The sequence below is a fragment of the Pseudomonas sp. ATCC PTA-122608 genome (genome assembly GCF_001952855.1).
Taxonomy (GTDB): domain Bacteria; phylum Pseudomonadota; class Gammaproteobacteria; order Pseudomonadales; family Pseudomonadaceae; genus Aquipseudomonas.
Genome location: NZ_LPNO01000004.1, coordinates 117,967 through 138,657, shown reverse-complemented (window position 1 = coordinate 138,657; position 20,691 = coordinate 117,967). Strand labels below are relative to the sequence as shown.

Below are 20,691 nucleotides of genomic sequence, written 5' to 3'. Positions count from 1 at the left end.
AAGCTCGCGCTGCGCGTGGATTAGAACAATCCTCCAAATGCAGAAGGCTCCCAGTTCATAATCACCAGCTCGCCACTCACCTCAGCCTTTCCCTGACGCTGATTGGTATTGCAATAGCGGATATCGAGCGTCTCAAAGCTAAAGCCGTCAAACACCCGCCGGATGTCTGGGTGATCGTTGATGCTTACCATGACCTTCCCTTTGCAGCGCCGCATGAAGTCAGCCATGCGCTCGTAATTCTCGAAGGGAAAGTCCACGCCATAACCGGCCGTCTGCCAGTAAGGTGGATCCATGTAGTGGAAGGTATGGGCACGGTCGTACCGTTCAGCGCAGTCAAGCCAAGGGAGATTTTCGACATAAGTACCGGACAGTCGCTGCCAGGCGGCCGAGAGGTTTTCCTCGATCCGCAGCAGGTTGATAGCCGGGCCTGTGGTCGCGGTACCAAACGTCTGCCCCGTCACCTTGCCGGCAAAGGCATGGTGCTGCAGGTAGAAAAATCGTGCGGCGCGTTGGATGTCGGTGAGGGTCTCAGGGCGGGTCATCTTCTGCCACTCGAACACCTGGCGGGAGCTGAGCGCCCATTTGAACTGGCGCACGAATTCTTCCAGGTGGTTTTGCACGACGCGGTACAGAGTCACCAGATCGCCATTGATGTCGTTGAGGACCTCAACCGGCGCCGCCTGGGGGCGCATGAAGTAGAGCGCGGCGCCGCCGGCAAAGACTTCAACGTAGCAATCGTGCGGCGGGAAGAGTGGGATGAGGCGGTCGGCCAGGCGGCGTTTGCCGCCCATCCAAGGGATGATGGGTGTGGACATATAAAAGCAAGACCTTTGCTGTATGGATAAACAGTGCTAGGCTCGCTCCGCTTTGTGCACGAAGCAGGAGCCTTGGCTGGACTTGCAGGGACATTCTGCGGGGAAGGTGGCCGGGTAGGATGTTGACGCATTCTGTCCGGCCGCTCCTTTTACTTCGGTGTAGAGACTTCTTTTGCGTAGGCCTGACAGGCCCGCAGGGCGATCAATCCTTGGTCGCCGGTATCGGTGATTCCGATAATTCGTTGAGCATGCGCTGGGTCAAGTCGGGCTCTTGTGGTGCCATGAACCACGCGGCCGGTGGCGGCGGTTGGCACTGAACAACTGCTGATGGAGTCGGTGGCGGCGAGTACGACTGACAGCCGCAGATCAGCAGTAGCCAGGCGATCACGCAGACGAGCCTGCTTCGTTTGCTCATCGGTCAATTCCTTATGGTAGGTTTCATCTTTGTTCTGCAGGCGCTGTTCCAGGGCAAAGCGCCTGTCCTGCTCTTTGCGCTGCAGGGCGGCAGCGGCTTGGGATAACTCGTTGAGGGTGTCCGCTTGCAACCGGGATTGGCGCTCCAGCACACGGCCATAACGCCAGTCCTGGACAGTCCAGGCCAACGCCGCAGATCCGGCGACCACCATCAACAACAGCACGCCGGCGGCAGCGATACGGAACTGCACAGGGATCAGGTCGAAGAGACGCATAACACCGCCCTCGCCCTGGCCCACAGCTGCAGCCGATCCTCCAGGCCGTTGAGGCCACCATTGATCCGGCGGGTGATAGTGTTGAACTGCTCCTGATCCGCGAGGGCATTCAACCCGTTCACCGACCAGAACCACGCTGCCGACTCGGCCGCCCATTGAGGCAGTTCGAGCAATTCCGGCGTGCGTAGCAATCGCTCATCGCCGAACAGTGCCAAGCTGCAGCGAAGGTAGTTATCGTGGCCGGTGATTTGTATCAGCCCGCGACCAAGATAGCGTTGGCCATCCCCATCTGCTGCAGGTGTGTTGCCCAGATTCGCGGCCAGTTTTCCAGTGTCGTACTTGCTCAGGTACTGATCGCCGCCCAGCTCGCGGACGTACAGCAGTTGCCCTGACTCGTGACCGACCTGCGCCAGGAACGCGGCTTGGCGCTTCGGCGTATTGATCTGTCGATTCGTCATTGCTGTGTTCAGAGCAGATACAAAAACGCCCGCTTGGCGGCGGGCGTTCGGCATGATGCGTTGCAGCTGTTGTTCGGTGACGGACATAAAAACTCCAGACATAAAAAACCGCACTAAAGCGGCGATGGGGTGCTTTAAGGCGCGTTCACATTCACGACCTTGAGAGGTGGCTTAGCCTTCTTTTTCTTGCCCTTGGATTTACCTTTCTTGCCGGCATTGCACTCAACAGTGGTCGACCAGCCGGATTGGGTGAACACCTGCTCCACCGAGTCCGCCAAATACTCACCATCAAGGCCGACCTTGAAGCCCTGGGCGTCGATCAGGCGTTCGGCAAAAACATCTGTCCGGCCAGGCATCTCGAAACGCACGTCGGCGGTCGAGCGATTGAACGCCGCTAACCGAGCTTTTGCGGCGGCCTCGGCGGCGGTCTTGTTCGGGTAGATATGCCGGTCGGTATGCACCGCCGGCAATCCATCCGGTGCGTCGTCGTTATCAACGGTGACGACTGCCAACTTGCCGTCCTTCTTATTCTGATGCTTGGTCGCCACGGCCTTGTGCGAGTTGCGATCCCCAAGGCTGAATTGCCATCGGCTGAGATCGCTACGGGTTAGAGTAATCGCGCCGAACGCCTTGCCGCTGGCTGTCTGGCCAGCCTGACGCGGCATCACCAACAGCTTGCCGTCGGCCACCTTGGCCGTGCAGTCGTATTGCTTGGCCAGGCGCGTGATGAAATTAAAATCGGACTCGTTGAGCTGGTCCACCCGGGCGACTTTGGTAGCCACCGGGCACACCGCTTGCCAACCATTGCGAGCCGCGATATCGGCCACGATCTTCGACAGCGGCACATCCTCCCAGCTTCCGCTACGGATGGTCTTGCCACTGCCGCGCATGTCGCTGGCCTTGCCCTTAATCACTATCGTATCCGGCGGCCCCGACACTTCGACCGTATCCACCGCGTAACGCCCCAAGCGCACTAAGGACGTTTCGGCATAGCCCAGGTAGATCTCGATAGAGCTGCCACGCCGAGGCAGCACCACCTGGCCGTCCCGGTCATCAATGCGCAACTCAAACTCGTCGGACTCCATCCCGGGCTTGTCAGAGGTGCGAAGCAACAACAACCGGTCATTGATTTTGGCCGTAACATCGGCTCCATCAGCCACGATTCTAAACATAGGGGTCATGGAATTTTTCCAAAAAAAAGCCCGCGCGTGGCGGGTCAAAAACAAATGGTTGTTACGACGGCGTCGGTAGCGCCCGAGGTCAATCCCACAAGCTGACGCCCTCCCCGGTCGGTCTGGGCAGATCCGGCAGGTAGATCACCACACCGGCTCGGTAGGGCTGGGGCTCATCCGCCAGCCCCTGATTGGCGTCCAGCACCGCCTCGGTGCTGCCGTTCAGATGGCCATAAACGTTATGGCAAATGACATCGAGCATGTCCCCATCAGACGTTCTGCATGTCGTCGCCATAGCGCACAAACTCCAGACTGAACCCTTGTTTACGCGGAATCCCGCCGTGCAATAGCGCGCCCTGTTCCTCGTTGATGCTTTTCAGGCACCAGGTGCCAATCACATCGCCATAGCCCGTGGTCAGGCTCAACGGCTGAAGCCTAGCCCCGATGCTGCGCAACGTGTCGAGTTGCTTAAGCCCGCCCTTGAAGCCCGGGTAAATCGTCCCTTTGAGCGTTAACTTTTCGTCTCCCATGCCTACGGCCTGCTGTGCCGGGCGGCGCGACAGTCGCTCTTGTGAGGCCCAACGGAATTCGGTCGAGCGGCTAAGCTCATCGAAGGCCGCGGTGTCTAGGTTGAAGTAATAGGGCTGCTCCTTGGGATCACGCGGCTGGATGATCAGCAAATGCGGGAACGGCTTTACCGCTTCCGGCGCCGGGGTGGCATCCGTGGCAAACGCACTGGTAGGCACGATGTTGGCCAGCGACGGGCTGACGTTTCCGGCTATCTTGTTGATCGCCGTTGCAGCCTTGCCCGCCTGTTCCTTCAGCGCACCCATTCGCTCCTGCACCTCGGCGGCCGCCCGCGTTGCACGGCCGTACACGGCTACTACCTGGCCGACCTTGGACTGTGCTGCATCCACGCCACGCATTACCCGCTGTAGCTTGGCGCCGACACTCGGCCCCACGAACGGGATATTTTCCAGCTCGGACGCGGCGCCGGTTAATTCCGAAATGGCGCTGTTGACCGGCCCCAGCATGCCGTCAGCACTGCGCCGCCCAGCCTCCCCAGCTTCGACCAGGTACTTGAGGCCCGACAGCAATTGTTCCATGTAAGCCATGGACGCCTCCTTACAGGTGCGGTTCGTCGTATAGCTTCGCAGCGTTTTGTTTCGCCGCATCCGCCATCATTAACCGCATATGCGGCATGAGATCCTGCGCCAAGCGTTGTGGATCTTTCACATCCCCTTGCACCGTTACCGGCATGCTCAGCGAGTACTCAAACTTTTGATCCACATTCGCCGGGACAGGCTTCTCAGGCTCTTTGGGCTGAATTGCCACGGCCGCCGATTTGGCCGGCGCAGACACGGCCAGGGAGCGCGCTGCATCCCCCGGCGCGGGCACCTGAGTTGCCGGCGCCATCAGCAGCGCACCCGTACCGTTCGCGCCACTATATGACTTGCCCATGGTGGCCAGAGTTGGAATAGCTGGCCCCGGCCGGGGCGCCATCAGCAATGGCGTTACCGGCGGGTCGGGCTTTTCGTCATCCCCGCCAAACCACGACTTACCCGCAGCGCCGCCCAGGGCAGAACCACCCATGCTGCCGAAGTAAGCGCCCACCAGCCCGCCAATAGCGGTACCGATGATCGGCACCACTGAACCAATAGCGGCCCCTGCCGCAGCGCCCGCCATAGTGCCGGCGAGGTTGCCAGCGGCCGCACCATAACCCTCGGCCTGCTCGTCCTTAGTTTTGGCGTTTTCGTAGGTGTCGAAGGCCATGGCGCCCGCCTCCATCAGCGAGCCCCCGGGGATCATCTTGGCGGCTTTGCCGATCTTACCGACCGCTTGCACTACCCCGCCCAGCCGGGCCATCGCACCGTTAGGCACCGGTACCGGTGGAATCGGCGGGCGTGGGATTGGCACTGGCGGACGTGGACCCGGTACCGGCGGACGTGGTACTGGCGGCCGACGACGTGAGGGATTACGCCTTGAACCCCGACCGCGCCGGCGTGCTTCGCCTGGCCCTCCAGAGCCCCCACCCATTGCACTCGCGTTAACGACGAAAACCTTCTTAACGCCGTCTTCACCTGCCTTCGAGTCACCACTTGCGCCGCCGTCGTCGTCGCCAGACACAGCGTCTTTAGCTAGCGAAACCACCTTAAGGCCAGTCGCGACAAGGTCGAATTTTCCAGGCTTCTTGTCGCTATCGCCATCCGCTTCGTCGTCGCCATCGGCAGGCTGGCCCTTAAAGGCCGCTACCGCCTTGAGCCCGGTCTCGACCAACGACAGCGCTTTGCCGGCCTTGCCTTTGGGCTCAGCATCATCGCCGCCACTCTTGCCATCCTCGGCATTGGTCACAAAGACTTTTTGCACTTCGCCGGACTTGCCGCCCAACGAGCCCCGCGCCACATTGAGCAATCCTTTGGCGATTTTGAACGAGCTAAGCAGTCCTTTTAGCGCGATCAACCCACCGCCAACTGCCGCAATACCCGTCACCACCCCTGGCGCGCTATCAGACAGCGAGGTAATGCCCTTGGTTACTCGGGTCAGCGTTTCGGCCACGGTGTCCGTGACGGGGCGCAGAGCATCCCCCACGCTACGCATGGCGTCATCCATCGACTGGGCCATTTCGGCCCACTTCTGCGACGACGCTTCACGCCTCTCGCTGAGGTTTTTGTCGAGGATGCCGGTAGCATCGCGCGAATCGTTTTTGAGCTGGCTGTACAGCGCCTTGTTCTGCATGTAGGCAGAAAGCGCGGCCTTGACCTGCATGTCAGCGAACAGGTCGCCAGTGCGCAAGGACTCCTCCAGCGAGGCCATCATGGCCTTAGCTTTCTCTGGGTCGGATTCCTTGCTGATTTTCGCCGTTGCCTCGGCCATTGCCGCCGCGCGCTTAGGATCGGTGGCTTGGATGTACTTCTGAGCCAACGCCATGCTGGTTTCCAGCGTCGACATACCGTTCTGCAAACCGGTTTGCATCGAGCCCTTGTAGTCGATACCGGCCTTGCCATACGCCTTGACGGTTTCGCCTGAGCCGATTTTGCCCATCCAGTTTTTGAGGTTGTTGGCCGCCTCATCAGCGCCGCCGGCAGACTTCATCTGTACTTGCAGCATGGCACCCAACTGTGTCACCGCATCCATGCCAGTGATGCCCAGGCTGCCCATGTTCGCCAACAATTCAGGAAACCATTTAGCCATGTCGGCCGCTTCAAAGCTGCCCGCTTGCCCTTGATAGGCAATTGCCTCCAGCGCCTGCTGCATCTCCTTGGGGTCGGTAATCTTGGCGTTTTGCCCCAGGGCGTTGATCATCTTCGCCGTGTCGACACCGTTCGACCCTTGGCCCACGACAAACTTGGCCGCGACCGGCGCATATTCCAGCGCCTTGCTCAACTCCATGCCGGCGCCGACCAACTGGTTAACCACGTCGGCGACGTCATTGCGCGCCATGCCGGTGCCGCGCGAGGTGTCAATAATCTTGCGCGACATCTCCTTTTCTTGAGGTTTGTTGGCAATGCCGGCCTTGATCGCGATGTCACGAACAATGGCGCCAAAGTCCGCGCTGACCTTCGTCGGAACGGCCAGCACACCGACACCCACGACAGCGGCGCCGACAGCGCTTTTCATGCCAGCTTTACCGGCATCGAGCTGCTGATGCCCCTTGGCTTTAAGCTCGGCTTTGTTGGCCGCTTGCCCCATAGACCGATAGGCCTTCTCCAAACGGCCAACCTCGATCCCCTGCTTTTTTAAACTGTCGAGGTTGGAGTTCAACCGGCCCAGCAGCTTTGAAGCCCCTGCTGAGCCGCTGTCGTGGGCTTTCTTCCACTCATCCCGCAGGCGAATCGTGTCACCGATAGCACTTTGCAGAACGCGCGACTTTTTGCCTTCCGCCTCAAGGCGCTTGATTCGCCCCGTAACGTCCTTGAATGCAGCGCCGACCGTCGAACTGACGGCGCCGCCAATCACTAGCCCGAGGGCGAGTTTGTTAGCCATGTCTTGGCCCCCATTTGCGCAGCCTTATCGACGGCAGCTCAATCCGTGAGCCACCACACCATCTCAGCAAACGGCATTGACTGAATCTCGGCAGCGGAAAATCCTGTTTCCGCCGCCAGACGTTTCGCGGCCATTTTTATAACGCCAGGATCAAAGCCCGTCGTCTTGGTCCATACGAAAATAGCCGGCCTGCAAACGGTTAAAATCCACCAACTTCAGGCCCTCCAGATCCGCGACAGGCGCACCGGACAGCGCGGCAAACAACACCAGCTCGCGCTGCTCGTCATCACCAGCCGCGTCACGATTAGCTGCGCGCACATCGCCCACTGTCGGGGAGCGCAGAGCCAATTTATCAACCAACACCCCGTTGATTTCGTTCGGGCAAGAAAGCGTAACCAAGGCCTGATCGGTGGTGACAGACAGCCACGGTGGCATCACCGCCGTGTAGTCAGTATCAGGTACCAGGTGCGAATAAGCGGCCTGAACACGGCGATAGTCCGCAAGTTTGAGGCCTTCAAGATCCTTAACGCCCACATCGGCCAAGCCAGCGAACAGCATCAGCTCACGCTGTTCCTCGTCGCCATTGGACGCCTTATCGGCTGCCCGCACTTCGCGCACCGCCGGGGCACGCAAGGTAAATGTCTCGACCAGCACGCCGTTGGCATTGCTTGGCCGCGTGAGCGTAACGACCGCAGCGAGCGCGCTGAGCGACAACCAGGCCGGTACTTTCTTAGCAGTTGCTTGATTCATCTGGGTCTATCCCTTACATGCCGAGCGCGTTGCGCACTTCGAGGAGTTGGTCTTTGCCGTCGATCACCTGCACGCCGGCGACCATGTCGATTTCGTACATGAGGCGCCCGTCGATTTCGAGCTTGTAGTAAGCGACCGCGATGGCGTATTTAATCTCGGCCGGATCACCGGCTTTCCAGTCGCCCAGGTCGACCTCTTTGAGTCGACCGCGCAAGGTTGCGACAACGGCCGTCACAGCCCCTTTCTGCCCCTTGAAGGCGCCCCGGAACGTCGCGTTAAAAGCGCTGCCATCGGCCAGGCCGAAGTACTTCAGCGACTCACGGCGCACGCCTTTGGTAACAAAGGACGCCTCCATTTTTTCCAGGCCTTGGTCCATCTCAATGGCGCCGGCCATGCCGCCAGCGCGATATTCATCGGTCTTGGTAGTCAGCTTTGGCAGCGTCAGGCTAGGCACGTCGCCGGCGAAGTTCACGCCGTCGACAAACAGGTTGGTGTTAAACAAAGTTTGAGGAATCATTGACGGTGCCCCTTAGGCTGCTTCAAGAACTTCGGTCATCCACTGATCGGTGACTTCGAAAAGGAAATTCGGGTTTTCGGCCGGCGGTACGTCGGTGAAACGGATGCGCCAATAAACCTTGCCCTGGGCAATTTGGCTGGCCGTGTTCAGCTCGGTGTCCGGGAAAACTTCGAAGTTGATAATTGCGCCCTGGGCTTTCAGGTCGCGCATGAAGGCTTCCAGGCCGTCCGTCACATCCTTGACGTAGGTCTTGGTGATTGAGCGGTCTACCGCCCACTTGTGGCCGGCCTGCACCGCATCCATGAGGATGAACAGCGTACGAACACGGGTAACGAAGGCCCACTTGGGATCACTCGACAAGGTGCGGTTACCCCATAGGCGATAGCCGTCATCGCGGATGATCGTTGCGATATTGGCGTTGTTTAGCAGGTTGGCCCGGCACGTCGCGTCACCGTCCAGATACTCCACAGCCCGGGTCGTGCCGGTGATGCCGGTAAATTCCTTGTTCGACGGCGAGGCCCAGAAGCCGTACTCCGCATCTGTCCAGGCAAACAAGCCAGCGGCCCAGGCTGAACCCGGGGCGTCCACGGTCTTGCTGAGGTCGGTGTCCCAGTACTGAACACCGGGGTCAACCATGAACAGGTTACGGCTGCCGAAGTTATCGGCGTAAAGCATGGCGGCCTCGTCCGTAGTGCCAGGACCGTCGAGAATGCCGATAGCCCGGAGCTTCTGCGCCAGGCTATCGAGCGCGGTGGCAACCGCCTGAGTGGCTGTATGACCCGGCGCAATCAACAGTCGCGGCTGCGCGTTGAACAGGCTTTTGCCATCGAGCAAAGCTTGCAGGCCGGTGCGCTGACCCGACGCCAAAACACCGCCGATAATCGCCGAGGTTTGCAGCGCGGAGTCTTCCAGCTTCGGCACGCCGATAGCGACGATTACCGCCTTGGTCTTGGTATAGATCGCCTTACAAGCCTTAGTGATCGCCGAGTCAGCGCCAAAAGCGGCGATGGCTTCGCGCTCGGTGGTGATCAACTTCAACTCGCCGGCCTTGGCAGTACCGCCGCCGAGGACGCCCGGGGCGAAGGTGTCGCACAGCCCAATGATCGACGACGACGGCAGCGAGATGGTGCGTGCGCCGGTATCAACCGAAGTCGTGGTGACGCCGTGAAAGAAACTCATAAAGGTCAATCTCCAGAATTGGAAAAGCCCCGCACAAGCGAGGCTTTCAAGGTTTAACAGGGATAAAAACACCCCAACATAGCTGGGTATTTTTCGGCTTGGGCGAGCGCGGGGGCCTGTAAGTTGAATGGATACCGGTACTGGCGAGGTTACTGCGACTGGTCGGCAATCCACTCGGGTACGCCGGGGCGTTCATCTGATGCTGGGAACGCGGAGGCCTGCGGCCAATCGCGAAGCGCTTGGATGTACACGAGTAGTTCATGAAACTGGATCGCCGAGAGCGTTGGTGCTACACCGATTTCCTGTTGGTCGCGGTGACGCTCCCGAAGCCATTTGACCGCTTCGATTTCGGTATCTCGCCACAGACGCTCTGCCATGATCAAGCCCGCTTGGCGCAAGTTGTCGTCGAGCACCCACTCGGCAGTGTCCCAGCGATAACCCATTCCCGGATAGGGTATTGCGGTCACACTTTCGGGGAGCGTTCCCAGCTCCTGCCACTGCGTCGCCTGACCTGTGTCTGTCTGATAGACAATGCCCCGATGATCAGGAACCAGACTCCAGACCAGATTGCTGTCAGCTACATGCACAGCTGCAAAACCCGGTTCCGCATCGGGTGGGGGCTCAGCAAATGCCATAGCAGGGATTAACCAGTGTCCCTCCTCAAGTGGATCTGGGTCGGCATGGCAAGGCCCGAGATATTCGCCGGTAAGGGGGTGGGCCTGGTACACCACCAGCGTGGATTCATTCATGGATCACCTCAGTATTTGATGCACATAAGTCGCGCGGTGCTGCGTGGGCGGGCCTCGCTTCCGCCGGAGGACGAGGTCGAATACTGAACCTGACCTGGGCTCACCCCTGCGATACCGGTTGCACTGAGGCCATAGTTGGTACTGTGGACAGCGCCATACAGGTGGCTGTGGTCCTTGTTTTGGGAGTCTTGCCAGCTACCTACCGCCCGGCCTGGATCAATTCCCCGGCCATCGTCAGCACCTCGAATAAATTCGCCACGGCTGTCGGGAAGGTTGAACGTCGTGCTGCCGTCGCCCGCGCCATAGGTTGTGCCGATTGCAGCGAACAGATTTGCATACGCAGTACGCGAAACCGCCGAGCCGTTTTCCTTGAGGAACCCTACAGGAACGCTTGGCCCGGCAAAGGCGATGGTAGTTCCCGGCGGTAGGATGTTATTCGGGTCAAGGTTCCCGGTGTGCCATAGCTTACGAGTGTTGCCCCATACGCCATTAGAACGGCCACCACGAACGTAGATATCAGGTTCGACCAACCCTTGCCGAAAGCCGATCTGACCGGCGTACCCTGAGTTGCCATATGGAATGTTGACCAGACCGACGTTGTTGGCAAAGCCGGTGCCGCCATCGCCGTAATAATAAAAACCGCCTGGTAAGCCAACCGTATCGATTCCCATCATTGGCGCAGCAGTAGCGCCCAAACCGTACTGACCAATCGACAGTGCATCAGTGATGCTGTAGCCCGCGAGCGTGGTTGCTTTAGCCGCTTTTCCATTTAGCGCGGTCAAGATAGTGGTGGAAAAATTCGGATCATTTCCCAGAGCCGTAGCCAGCTCTTTGAGCGTGTCGAGCGCACCCGGTGCTCCGTCCATTACCGCTGTGATCGCGTCTTGGACAGACTTTTGCACAAAGGCAGTGTTAGCCAGCAAAGAGTTGTTGGACCCGTTGGGGGCGGTTGGACATCCCGGTGCACCAGTGAAAACAGGGCTAGCAAGCGGAGCTTTGAGGTTAAGCGCGCTATCTATCTGGCCCATCGTGTAGGCGTTGGTGATGCCATAGCCAGCCAGGGTAGTAGCCTTGTTCGCCTTGGTGGTCGGGTCAAAGTTGCCGGTGTGAAATAGCTCGCGAGTCGCTGTCCATACGTTGGCCGATTTACCGCCGCGCACTAAAATTCTTGGTTCTGTGTTGCCTTGCTCGAAACCAATTTGGCCGGCATACGTGTTGGCGCCATAGGGGATGTTTACCAGACCTACGTTATTTCCGAAGGTGGTCCCGCCAGCGCCATAGTAGTAAAAACCACCAGGCAGGCCGATGGTATCGACCCCCATCACCGGTGCACTCGTCGCCCCCAAACCATACTGACCAATCGCCAGCGCATTGGTAATGCCGAACCCCTCTAAAGTGCTTGGATTACGACCAGACACAACTACGCCACGCTTGTCCGTCGTGACTTGAAACCAAGTGCCAGGCGTTTTATTCGGCGGTAGGACCGCTTCGATGGAAAGGTCCACGTACTCGCGAGTGGCCAGGACAATCGCAGGATCGATCTTCAACACCACGTTGGTGATGCTGGAAACAATGAAGTTCATACGCACGATCTGCGTGCGGCCGGAGCCTTGAGCCAGCAGCGGCTTGAAGCTCGGCGCGCAGTTAGCTACTGCCACTAAATCGCCGTCGGAATCGTAAAGGCCAATCTCGCGCACCCACCAGCCACCTACATCGGCGGGGATTACCTGCTCGGCGACCAATACCGAGGGATTGGCGGGATCGATTTTGAGCTGATTGAGTGGCGCGCGGCGGCGCTCGTTGATCAGTTTGGTTTGCAGGCGACTGGGAACGGGGTCTGTGCCGCTCGCATCGCCGACACCTAAGTGTGTGAGTTTCCACGGAACGCCCAAGGCGTTTGCATTGGCCTGCTTGGCTTCACCGACAGCGGTGAGGATGGCAAAAAACTGCGAGTTGGAATCGATCATGGGTACACGTCCAGGGTATCAATGGTGTGTTCGCGGGCAACGGCTCCGAGATAGCCGGTGACTTCAATGTGGCGTTGCATTGGCGGATAGACGCTGATTTCATCGCCTTCATAAACCGTCACGCCTACGCCTAATAGGCCTTGGGTTTCCAGGCTGATTGCTAGACCCGTCAGGTGGCGAGTGACCGGCCTGGCGTCGTCGATCAGGCGTTCAAGTTCCTGATACATTTCCTCGGTGATACCGGTATCGAGGACACCGACCGTCAGCGCGAAAGTGCCCGGCACGCCCTCCGGATCGGTGTTGAACCACTCGATAATTTCAATCAGGTAGCCCAGGGGCTCGACCACCCGGCGCAGCGCGCCGATGGTCCCTTTGTGGGCATGGATGTAGTAAGAGGCCTTAATGGCTCCGCGCTTGACCGCCTCGGTCCATCGGTAGTCCCAGCGATCCACCGACCATGCCCACGCCAGATGCGGTAGCAAATGCACCGGACAGGTATCGGCGTTGTAGAGGTCGCGCAGCGGGACAATCGTCTTCTCGAAAAACGCGGCCTCTATGGCCCGTTCCAGTTGCGAGCTATTGATCGGCAGTAGGCTTTTCATATCAGACCGCCAGATTCACGGTGTAGCCCGTACAGAACGCCGCCTGCGCCTTGGTGGGCACCAAGTCCTGCCAGCCTGTCAGCTCCACCCGAGAAACGCCGGCAACGTGCAACTGAGCGTCTACAGCGGACCGGGCGACCTCGACGCCCAGCCGTTTGCGCGGATTGATCCAGGCCGCCAATCGACTTTTCGCCTCGGCCAAACTGGCATCCGCTTCGGGGCCGGCGCTGGCCATGTGCAGAATCGCGTTAACTCGGTAGCGGATCACTTGCGCGCTCTGCACTGTCACCCGATCCCCTACCGGCCGCACGTCGTCGTCATTCAGCGCGGTGGCCACAGTCGTCAGCAGCTCCGGCGACGCCTCGCCTTCCCCATCCAAACCCAGCACCGTTACCGTAACGAAACACGGGGCCGGGCTTTCGGCCGTGGCATCTGCCACCAACCCCGAGGCGTTGCGTGCGTGCAGGATGTAGCTGTTACGCGGACCTGCCGTGGTCAATCCTTCATAGGCCAACTGGATACGCTCGCGAAACGGATCGTCGTCCTCCTTGGCCTCCGGCACCGGTGGCACCGCCAGCAGATCCTCGGCTTGAATGACCAGCCGCTTCAGATTGACGTTGGCCCCCAAGTGATCGAGGTCACCGCCTATGGCGTGTGCCAGTAACAGTGCTTTGCCAGCGTCATTGACCCGCGCACGGTTGCCGACCTTGATGTAAGCGCCGAGCTCAAGCACCTTAGTCACCGGATCGCTTTCAAGCGCGGCGGTCCAGTTGCCGCCCATGTACCCGCGAAAGACGCCCAGCCCTTCCTGATAAACCTCTTCGAAGTCCAGAGGCTCCAACACGCTCGGCGCCGGCAACGACGACAAATCAACGATACTCATACGCCCACCTCCAACATGACGCTGTCGCCCAGGTACTCACCGGCGATTTTCAGGTTGATTTGCCCGCCGATAACGGAAATGACGCGCACCTGATCCAGCTTCAAACGCGGCTCCCAGCGCCCCAAGGCCCTAGCAACTTCTGCCTGTACGGAGCTTTTCCAGCCCTCATTAACGGGCAAGTCAACAAACCGGCGCAGCTTGCTGCCGTAATCCATACGGTGCCGACGACTGCCCAACGGCGTGCTCAAGATGTCTGTAACGGACTGGCGTAAATGCGCGACGCCGGAAATAGGCAGGCCTGTATGGCGGTCCATTCCGATCATTTAATTACTCCAGCAATTGCTCCAGATCTGGATGCGCTTTCAAGAAGGCATATTGATCATCGTCGCCAGCCGTAACGCGACTAGCAACGACAGCAAGCTGGCCGCCGCTCGGCATGATCAAGGTGCGAGAGGTGAAAACCTTATCGCGAAAAATACGTAAGGTTGCGTCAGACGCAACCGGGCCAGCCGTTGCGGGAAACCCCACCGGTGCTGGTTTCACTCCCGGTACTGCAATGGCTTCGCTGACGGCAGCATCACCCTCAGTCTTAGACTTACTCATAAGGCACACTCCAGATATGAAAAAGCCCACACTGGGTGGGCTGTTGTAAGTTGAAATTAATGCGTGTGGTGGTTGCTGTTGCCACCGGCATCAATGATCGCGCCGGCACTTGTGATGCCTTTCGTGACGTGTAACGCGCCATCGATGGTCACCGCCGCTTTCAGGTTGATGTTGCCGGTGGTCACGTTCACGGCGCTGTCCGTGATGACCGCCTCAGTGCTGGCGACTTTGATGGTCACCGTGCCGCTGGGCAGAGTGATGCTGTAGCTCTTGGCTTGCCAGTCGTAGATCAGTGAACCGCCGTCATCAAAGCGCCAGACTTCCACATGATCGCGGTTATCCGGCGGGGGGCCGGCATTACCATACAACCCGGGAATGAAGGTGCCTTGTGCCACGTCACCGCTAGCGCTGACCAACGTCCCCTGCTCGCCCATAGACGGCGCCCGCCAGTGCCTGGCCTTCCCGGCTGCGATACTGTGCCAACGCACCCAAGCGCTAACCCATTCGCCATCCGACACCCGGCACATGGGTGGAGAGGCAGCCAGATCGAGCGCCACCACATAACAAGCCTTGACCAGGCCCGCGAGCATGCGGTCATGTTGGGCGCTGGCGTAGCCGCTCAAACGTCCTCCGCTGGCACAAAGTCCTCTTTGGCATTGTTGTTAAATCCGAATATCAGCATGCCCGGTGGCTGATCAGGCCAAGGCCACTCTTCAGGGCCGACGTACACCTGCTGCGTCCATTCCACCAGCCAGACGGTGTAACCATCCAACACCGGCTGAGTCCAGTCCTGCACGGCCTGAACGAACTCAGCCGGTTCGACTTCAAGCCCCCAGGTCTGCGCCCGAAGTATGACGGCGAGCTGAGTAACGAGTTGCACCGCCTGCTGCTGATGCATGGGCTGGATTGGGTCAACAATGATGCGCGCTTCAAATTTGCACACCAACGTAGTTTCGCCCGTGCCGATATCGACACCGGGCTCAATCTCGGCCAGCTCCAGAAACACCGCCGGCAACGCAATGCGGTCCTGGATGTCGGGCCAGGCCCTCACGGTCTGAACTCCTGGCAGATGCCTCACCAGGTGGTGCTCGACCGCTTGGTATAGCTGATCCAAGCTGAAAGGTTCGTCAGCCATTACCCGTTCCTCTTGAGGTACTTCTGCAGCTCAAAGTTGAGTTCCTGCTTTAGGATCTCCAGCAAGCGTTCATCGGCCTTTTGTACCCAGCTTTCAAAGTGCGGACGGGCTTGCTCCAGAGACACTTTGGCCTTGGCCAGCGGAAAGCGGCTGCCGTTTTCCGCAACCCACCCTGAACTTGGCCCTCGACCGGGTGACACCGTGCTATCGGGATAATCGTCTGCGTTGAAATGCTTGCTCGCAGTACGAATCCAGATGTCTGCTTTGTTGCCGTAGACCTTTTTTAGGAACGCGCCCTGGTACCGCCGCCCGGCCACCGAAACACCACTGCCGGTCTGCCGCGCTCGTCCGATTCGGCTGGACTCAATGGCGTTTAAACCAAACCACAGCTTGCCGCTCGCAGATCCGCCAGACACGGGGTAACTGCGCAACCGCTGACGCACCGCCGCAACAGCAATGCGCTCCTGGCGACTGACTGCCCGGGCGATGTGCGTGCGCAACCACCCCAGAGTCTTGTTTATCGCTCGACGTTGCGCCGTAGCCGCTGCCTTGGGCACCAACTTGGCGAAGTCCTGAAACGCCTGGAGGTCTGCGGCCGAGGACTGGATAGAGATCATCCCGCCGCCAGCGGAGGGCTTGTAGTAGCTACCGACACTCATGGGCGTAACCTCAAGATCAGGGCCACCAGACCGTCGCCGCTCGGCTCCAACTGCAGCAGGTCGTAATCGCCGCCGCCATCCAAGGCAGGGAGATCGATGCTGACCAACAGCCCACGCACAAGGCCCTCCGAATCGCTGACGCGAATTTCAAACCGAGGCTCGCGCAAGCCGGTATTCAGCTTGCCGAGCTTGGGCTGTAACCAGGGTGCAGCGAACATGCCGAGCACTGGTTGTTCGCGACCCTCGATCCGTGCGGTATCGCCCAGTGTTTCGAACACCACCGCGTCGACTTCGGCGACCAGGTCGCGAAAGCTCACGGTCAGAGCTCCAGCAGGATCTGCGCCAGGGGCCGCGTGCACAGGTGCAGCGGGTTTGACTGAGCTTCACCGGCCACGCCCTTGTTGAACGGCAGCGGCTCGATCTTGCTGTAGTACGGGATGCCCTGGGTATTGACCGTTTCCATATAGTCGGCCGGTGCAAAGGACGAGATATACAGATCCGGGACGCCTTCAGGAATCAGCAGCGCCTTGTCGTCATGGACAAAAGAAACTCCCGCCACCTTGCCGCGATAGCGCTCCCAGACGATCCCGCCGAACTCGAAACTCTCACGGGCATCGCCACGCAGGGACGCGGCCTGCATGGTGTTGAGGTAGGTCTCTTTGACCGACTTGTGGACGATCAGCTTGTTCCAGAAATTTTTGCCGCAGAAGGCGCGGGAGCCGGTGCTGGTGATGCTGCCCAGAGCTTCCTCTTGCATATCGAGCGCTTCACCGGCACGGATACGCAGCTCAGTGTCCGGGTTGCCCAAGCCCATCGGCAGCTTCTTACGAACCACGCCGAACGTCTTGTAGATATCCAGCAGCGAGGTCTTGCCGTCAGCATCCAGGATTTGTCCATTCAGGGCGCCCATGCGCTGGAATTCATGAGTGGCATCCAACTGACGCCGGGCCTTCGCCAAGCGCTTGTTGACCACATCCTGCACAGACTGCAACTCTGTGCGCGAGCCAAAAGCTCGGATGCCCTGGATCTCATCCGCCTTGATGGCAAAGCGTTCGGGCAGGTGCACAGTGTTGAAGGGAATCATCTGACGCTTGGTCCCGCCGACAACCAGGCCCGAGGTGCCACGCTCACCGGCTGGCACCAGCGCCAGGGTGTCGCCATCCTTCTCGATCTGCACGGTCAGGGTGCTGATGCCCTCTTCACGGAACAGGCCCAGGCTGCTGATGCGTCCTGGAAGATATTCCTGCTCATTAATTGCAGCGGTCAGCGAGGAAACACTGAACGCGTCATCTTCAAAAATGGCGATATCGGCCATGGGGGTACTCTCCAAAAACGAAAAATCCCGCGCTCGGCGGGTTGGATAAACGGGGTGAGCGTCTTAGCGGACGATCACGAAATGGGTAGCCAGAGCCTTTTCGGCGGCGGGGTCGAGGCCGGTCAAATGCGCTTCGCTGACCTCGGCCAGCCGCACGATGGCGCGACCGCGACGTGGTACATCCGATTCGCCCAGCGGCCCGTAGAGGATCGCGATGGCGTTTTCGGTGCCGTCCTCGGCGGTCGACTGATACGGAGCAAACTCGCTGGTGAGGGTGACCAGCCCCAGGATCTGACCCGGTTCCAAGGCGGCACCGGCGGCGACATTGATCGCTTCGCGGGAAATATTGCCGGCGCCCTCAGACAGCAGGAACTCGCCTGCGTGCATCGATTCAATTTTCATGCTCTTGCTCCTTTCGAGTTACCGTTCTGCGCCGCCTGACGGGTGGCCCAGATTGAGTGAGTGTCGACCTGCTTGGCCTTGACCGTTAGGGCTGGATCCTCGTCCAGCGGCAGGCTGTTATTGATTTCAAAGCCGCCGCCACTGCCGACCAGCTTGTCGAAGAGACGAGCACGAACTGCAGCTTCATCCAGGCCCGCCGTGATAAATTCGCCGGCCAGCTCTGGCAACCGTGCCGCGACACAGAGGCCGTGCAAGGCTTTTGCATTGGATAGTGCTGCCTGGATCACCGCTTCGCTTTCCAGCCTCGTCGCAGCGAGTATCGGGTCCACCAGGTTGCTGATGCCGGCCGCTGCACATCCCTGGGTGACCATCAGCGCCAACTTGGCCGCGTCCAGCACAGGGGCAGGATCTGGATCAGGCGGTTCGGCTTCAGGCTCTTCCTCCAACTGGGCGAGCAGTTCAGGCGGCGCATGATGGAAGCGCTGCAACACGCTGCCCTGGCCGAGACAGGCGCTGACCTTGAGGCCGTCGCCGACTTCATCCGCCAGACCCAGCGCCACCGCCTCATTGGCCGTGAGCCAGGTTTCAGCGTTGACCATGCGCCGCAGCTCGGCTTCGTCGATGTCCGGCGCCTTCGCCTTGTAAGCCGCGATGATCGCTTCCAGGGTTTGGTCCAGCACGTCCGCGACACGGCGGAAGTCTTCGGCATCACCACCGGCGTAGGTGTATGGGTTGTGGATCATCAGCATGGCATTTGCCGCGATCACCACTCGGTGAGCGCCGCACACCGCGACACTGGCCGCGCTCGCCGCCAGGGCATCAATGCGACCCGTGCAACGCTCGCCCAGGCGCGACAGTGCGTTGTGGATCGCCAGGCCGTCGAACAGGTCTCCGCCGATGCTGTTGAACGCAACGATCACTGGCGACACGCCGTCATCCATGGCGCGCAGATCTTGCACGAACTGATTGGCGGTGACGCCCCAGGCACCGATCTCGCCATACACGAAGATTTCGATGTTGCGTTGCTCGGCTTCGCCACTGGCCTGGAGGGTGTACCAGCTGTTATCGGCGACCTTTACCTGCTTGCCCGCCTTGTCATAAACGCGGGGCTTGGCTTTTTTACTCATGGTTGTTCCTTGTCATCAATCGGCTCGATGGCGTCAAGCGTGGTGTAGTTGAGGCCGAGGTCCGTGGACCTGGCGAGGTCGGCAGCGTTTTCAGCGTCGATGGTTTCGGCGTCGTAGCCGTTGCGCAGACACATCTCACTGCGAGAACCAAAGCCCGCCTGCACTTCCATCCGCCGCGCCTGTACGTCCTGCACCGGCTGGATATAGGCCCAGCCTTGTGGCACCCAGCGCGTGCGCAGATATTCACGGCGACGTTGCGCGTAGTCATCCAGCACCAGGGCGCCGGACAGAACCGCCATGTCCATCCAGGCGGCCCGCACAGGGCGACACAACTGATGCACATACACGCCGAATTGCAGCTGCTCCAAGCGCCGACGAAACTCGTTGAGCACCACCCGCAGCGCCCGATCGTTGACCTCGCGCATGTCGCCAGTGAGTATTTCGTATGGCGTGCCCGACCCCGCCGCCGCTGCCATCAGCTGCTGACGCATGAAGTCCGGATAGTTGTTGCCGGCGTCCGGTGGCTTGGAGAACTCCACCTCTTCACCTGGCCCCAGCTCCTGCATGGTGCCGGGCTCCAGGGCCACCATCGGTGTGAAACCGTCGCGGTCAACGTTCAATGGCATGCCCGTAACGGGATCGCGAGGCTGCTGCGTTGCCTCCGGTGCCGGGCGCTTGATGAAGCCCGCGAACAGGTTCGCCACCTCCTGCCGGAACAGCACCGCGTCGTCGTAGTTGTCGAGACTGCGCAGGCGCTTCAACACTGGCGCCAGACGCGGCACGCCGCGCAACTGCCCAGGCTCCATCGGTTCAAAGATGTGCAACACCTGCGCCGCCGGCACACGCACCAATTGGTTGTAACCGACGTTCAGCGACGATGAATCGCGTGGGTGCGACAAGTACATCCAGTACGCCACCCGCTTGCCGGCTGGGTTGAACTCGATCCCGGCGCGGATCACATTGCCGTTTTTGGACGTCTCGAACTTATCGTGCGGGACGAATTCAGGCGCCAGCGCCTGTAGCTGCAGTGGCACCGCCAAACCCTCGCTCAGGCTGCGCGGCCGTAACCGCACAAAGCACTCGCCCGCCGTTTCCACCGTGCGAGCTACCAGGGCCTGCATGCCGTAGAAGTCGGTCAGTTCATCGGCATCCGCTTCATCCACCCAGTCATCCCATAGCTGCTGCTGCAGTTTGCGCAACTCTGCGTCTTCGGTAGTCGGCCTGGGCGTGATGCCGGTGCCGATCAGGTTGCTGACGCGCTTGTCGATGACGTTGAACGCGTACGGATCATTGCGCACCGCCGCCCGCGAACGTGCCCGCAGGTTGCGCAGGGCCGGGGTGTTGATGCTGTTGATGCCGTTGTCGGTGGCCTCCCAACTGGCCGAACGTCGGCCCTCACCGGCGCCTTCGTAACTGGCCTTGATGTTCGACGGCAGCAAGAATCCGTTACGGGTCAGCGTCGGATAATGTCGGGCCATTAGATTCCCTTGCCTCCGTGGGTAAGTCGGATCACGCGGGAGCGCGGCCCGGCGGCTTGACTCAGCGACGTACGAATCTCGTCGCGAGCCTTGAGCAGTTCGTCGATGGAGCGGTACTCCACAGTGCGGTCGCTGTAGCGCACGGTCTTTTCACCGCGTGCAATGGCGCGCTCGATGGCTTCGAGGTGCTTCGGGGTAAACGACATA

The 20,691-nt window shown here is 59.9% G+C and carries 25 protein-coding genes and 1 pseudogene; all 26 read right to left on the bottom strand.

Annotation, left to right across the window (positions count from 1 at the left end; all coding sequences use genetic code 11):
• Positions 1-20: 20 nt before the first annotated feature.
• The 26 genes and pseudogenes from AU074_RS06010 to AU074_RS05890 all read right to left on the bottom strand — a co-directional run bounded on the left by AU074_RS06010 (position 21) and on the right by AU074_RS05890 (position 20,690).
• Positions 21-815: a DNA adenine methylase gene (locus tag AU074_RS06010; RefSeq protein ID WP_076013943.1), complete on the bottom strand. Its 795-nt coding sequence runs from the start codon at positions 813-815 to the stop codon at positions 21-23.
• A 149-nt stretch (positions 816-964) separates the two neighbouring features.
• Positions 965-1,504: a lysis system i-spanin subunit Rz gene (locus tag AU074_RS06005; protein WP_076013942.1), complete on the bottom strand. Its 540-nt coding sequence runs from the start codon at positions 1,502-1,504 to the stop codon at positions 965-967.
• A complete protein-coding gene (locus AU074_RS06000; protein WP_076013941.1) occupies positions 1,486-2,049 on the bottom strand; it encodes a glycoside hydrolase family 19 protein in 564 nt (187 codons plus the stop codon). The genes AU074_RS06005 and AU074_RS06000 overlap by 19 nt, the downstream gene beginning before the upstream one ends.
• Positions 2,050-2,096: 47 nt before the next feature.
• On the bottom strand, positions 2,097-3,143 hold the full coding sequence (locus AU074_RS05995) for a phage late control D family protein (RefSeq protein WP_076013940.1): 1,047 nt from the start codon (positions 3,141-3,143) through the stop codon (positions 2,097-2,099).
• 79 nt (positions 3,144-3,222) lie between these two features.
• Positions 3,223-3,429, bottom strand: a complete 207-nt coding sequence (locus tag AU074_RS05990) for a tail protein X (RefSeq protein WP_076013939.1) — start codon at positions 3,427-3,429, stop codon at positions 3,223-3,225.
• Positions 3,404-4,249 (bottom strand): phage tail protein, encoded by an 846-nt coding sequence (locus tag AU074_RS05985; protein WP_076013938.1) that lies wholly within the window; start codon positions 4,247-4,249, stop codon positions 3,404-3,406. The genes AU074_RS05990 and AU074_RS05985 overlap by 26 nt, the downstream gene beginning before the upstream one ends.
• 10 nt (positions 4,250-4,259) lie before the next feature.
• A complete protein-coding gene (locus AU074_RS05980) occupies positions 4,260-7,118 on the bottom strand; it encodes a phage tail tape measure protein (protein WP_076013937.1) in 2,859 nt (952 codons plus the stop codon).
• A gap of 150 nt (positions 7,119-7,268) precedes the next feature.
• Complete coding sequence (locus AU074_RS34405; protein ID WP_256576854.1) at positions 7,269-7,553, bottom strand: phage tail assembly protein; 285 nt, start codon at positions 7,551-7,553, stop codon at positions 7,269-7,271.
• Positions 7,554-7,592: 39 nt separating this feature from the next.
• A pseudogene (locus AU074_RS34400) lies at positions 7,593-7,868 on the bottom strand (phage tail assembly protein); the annotation flags it as partial.
• A gap of 13 nt (positions 7,869-7,881) precedes the next feature.
• The gene (locus AU074_RS05970; protein WP_076013935.1) at positions 7,882-8,385 is read right to left on the bottom strand and encodes a phage major tail tube protein; all 504 of its coding nucleotides are present in this window, start codon (positions 8,383-8,385) and stop codon (positions 7,882-7,884) included.
• A gap of 12 nt (positions 8,386-8,397) precedes the next feature.
• Positions 8,398-9,564 (bottom strand): phage tail sheath family protein, encoded by a 1,167-nt coding sequence (locus AU074_RS05965; protein ID WP_076013934.1) that lies wholly within the window; start codon positions 9,562-9,564, stop codon positions 8,398-8,400.
• A gap of 149 nt (positions 9,565-9,713) precedes the next feature.
• On the bottom strand, positions 9,714-10,313 hold the full coding sequence (locus tag AU074_RS05960) for a phage tail assembly chaperone (protein WP_076013933.1): 600 nt from the start codon (positions 10,311-10,313) through the stop codon (positions 9,714-9,716).
• Between the two features lie 8 nt (positions 10,314-10,321).
• On the bottom strand, positions 10,322-12,280 hold the full coding sequence (locus tag AU074_RS05955) for a phage tail protein (protein ID WP_076013932.1): 1,959 nt from the start codon (positions 12,278-12,280) through the stop codon (positions 10,322-10,324).
• Positions 12,277-12,882: a phage tail protein I gene (locus tag AU074_RS05950; protein WP_076013931.1), complete on the bottom strand. Its 606-nt coding sequence runs from the start codon at positions 12,880-12,882 to the stop codon at positions 12,277-12,279. The genes AU074_RS05955 and AU074_RS05950 overlap by 4 nt, the downstream gene beginning before the upstream one ends.
• A 1-nt stretch (position 12,883) precedes the next feature.
• A complete protein-coding gene (locus AU074_RS05945; RefSeq protein WP_076013930.1) occupies positions 12,884-13,765 on the bottom strand; it encodes a baseplate J/gp47 family protein in 882 nt (293 codons plus the stop codon).
• Complete coding sequence (locus tag AU074_RS05940; protein ID WP_076013929.1) at positions 13,762-14,088, bottom strand: GPW/gp25 family protein; 327 nt, start codon at positions 14,086-14,088, stop codon at positions 13,762-13,764. The genes AU074_RS05945 and AU074_RS05940 overlap by 4 nt, the downstream gene beginning before the upstream one ends.
• 4 nt (positions 14,089-14,092) lie before the next feature.
• Complete coding sequence (locus AU074_RS05935) at positions 14,093-14,368, bottom strand: hypothetical protein (protein WP_076013928.1); 276 nt, start codon at positions 14,366-14,368, stop codon at positions 14,093-14,095.
• 56 nt (positions 14,369-14,424) lie between these two features.
• Positions 14,425-14,958, bottom strand: a complete 534-nt coding sequence (locus AU074_RS05930) for a phage baseplate assembly protein V (RefSeq protein WP_076013993.1) — start codon at positions 14,956-14,958, stop codon at positions 14,425-14,427.
• Positions 14,959-14,987: 29 nt separating this feature from the next.
• Positions 14,988-15,503 carry a hypothetical protein gene (locus tag AU074_RS05925; RefSeq protein ID WP_076013927.1) on the bottom strand — a complete coding sequence of 172 codons (516 nt, stop codon included), beginning with the start codon at positions 15,501-15,503 and terminating at the stop codon, positions 14,988-14,990.
• Complete coding sequence (locus AU074_RS05920; protein ID WP_076013926.1) at positions 15,503-16,162, bottom strand: hypothetical protein; 660 nt, start codon at positions 16,160-16,162, stop codon at positions 15,503-15,505. Before AU074_RS05920 ends, AU074_RS05925 begins: the two co-directional genes overlap by 1 nt.
• Positions 16,159-16,479 carry a hypothetical protein gene (locus AU074_RS05915; RefSeq protein ID WP_076013925.1) on the bottom strand — a complete coding sequence of 107 codons (321 nt, stop codon included), beginning with the start codon at positions 16,477-16,479 and terminating at the stop codon, positions 16,159-16,161. Before AU074_RS05915 ends, AU074_RS05920 begins: the two co-directional genes overlap by 4 nt.
• Before the next feature lie 2 nt (positions 16,480-16,481).
• Entirely contained in the window at positions 16,482-17,477 is a 996-nt protein-coding gene (locus AU074_RS05910) for a major capsid protein (protein ID WP_076013924.1), read from the bottom strand.
• Positions 17,478-17,540: 63 nt separating this feature from the next.
• Positions 17,541-17,879, bottom strand: coding sequence for a head decoration protein (locus AU074_RS05905; protein ID WP_076013923.1), 339 nt, complete (start codon positions 17,877-17,879; stop codon positions 17,541-17,543).
• Positions 17,876-19,006 (bottom strand): head maturation protease, ClpP-related, encoded by a 1,131-nt coding sequence (locus AU074_RS05900; protein ID WP_076013922.1) that lies wholly within the window; start codon positions 19,004-19,006, stop codon positions 17,876-17,878. The genes AU074_RS05905 and AU074_RS05900 overlap by 4 nt, the downstream gene beginning before the upstream one ends.
• The gene (locus AU074_RS05895) at positions 19,003-20,484 is read right to left on the bottom strand and encodes a phage portal protein (protein WP_076013921.1); all 1,482 of its coding nucleotides are present in this window, start codon (positions 20,482-20,484) and stop codon (positions 19,003-19,005) included. The genes AU074_RS05900 and AU074_RS05895 overlap by 4 nt, the downstream gene beginning before the upstream one ends.
• The gene (locus tag AU074_RS05890) at positions 20,484-20,690 is read right to left on the bottom strand and encodes a phage head-tail joining protein (protein WP_032889620.1); all 207 of its coding nucleotides are present in this window, start codon (positions 20,688-20,690) and stop codon (positions 20,484-20,486) included. The genes AU074_RS05895 and AU074_RS05890 overlap by 1 nt, the downstream gene beginning before the upstream one ends.
• Between the last annotated feature and the right edge of the window lies 1 nt (position 20,691).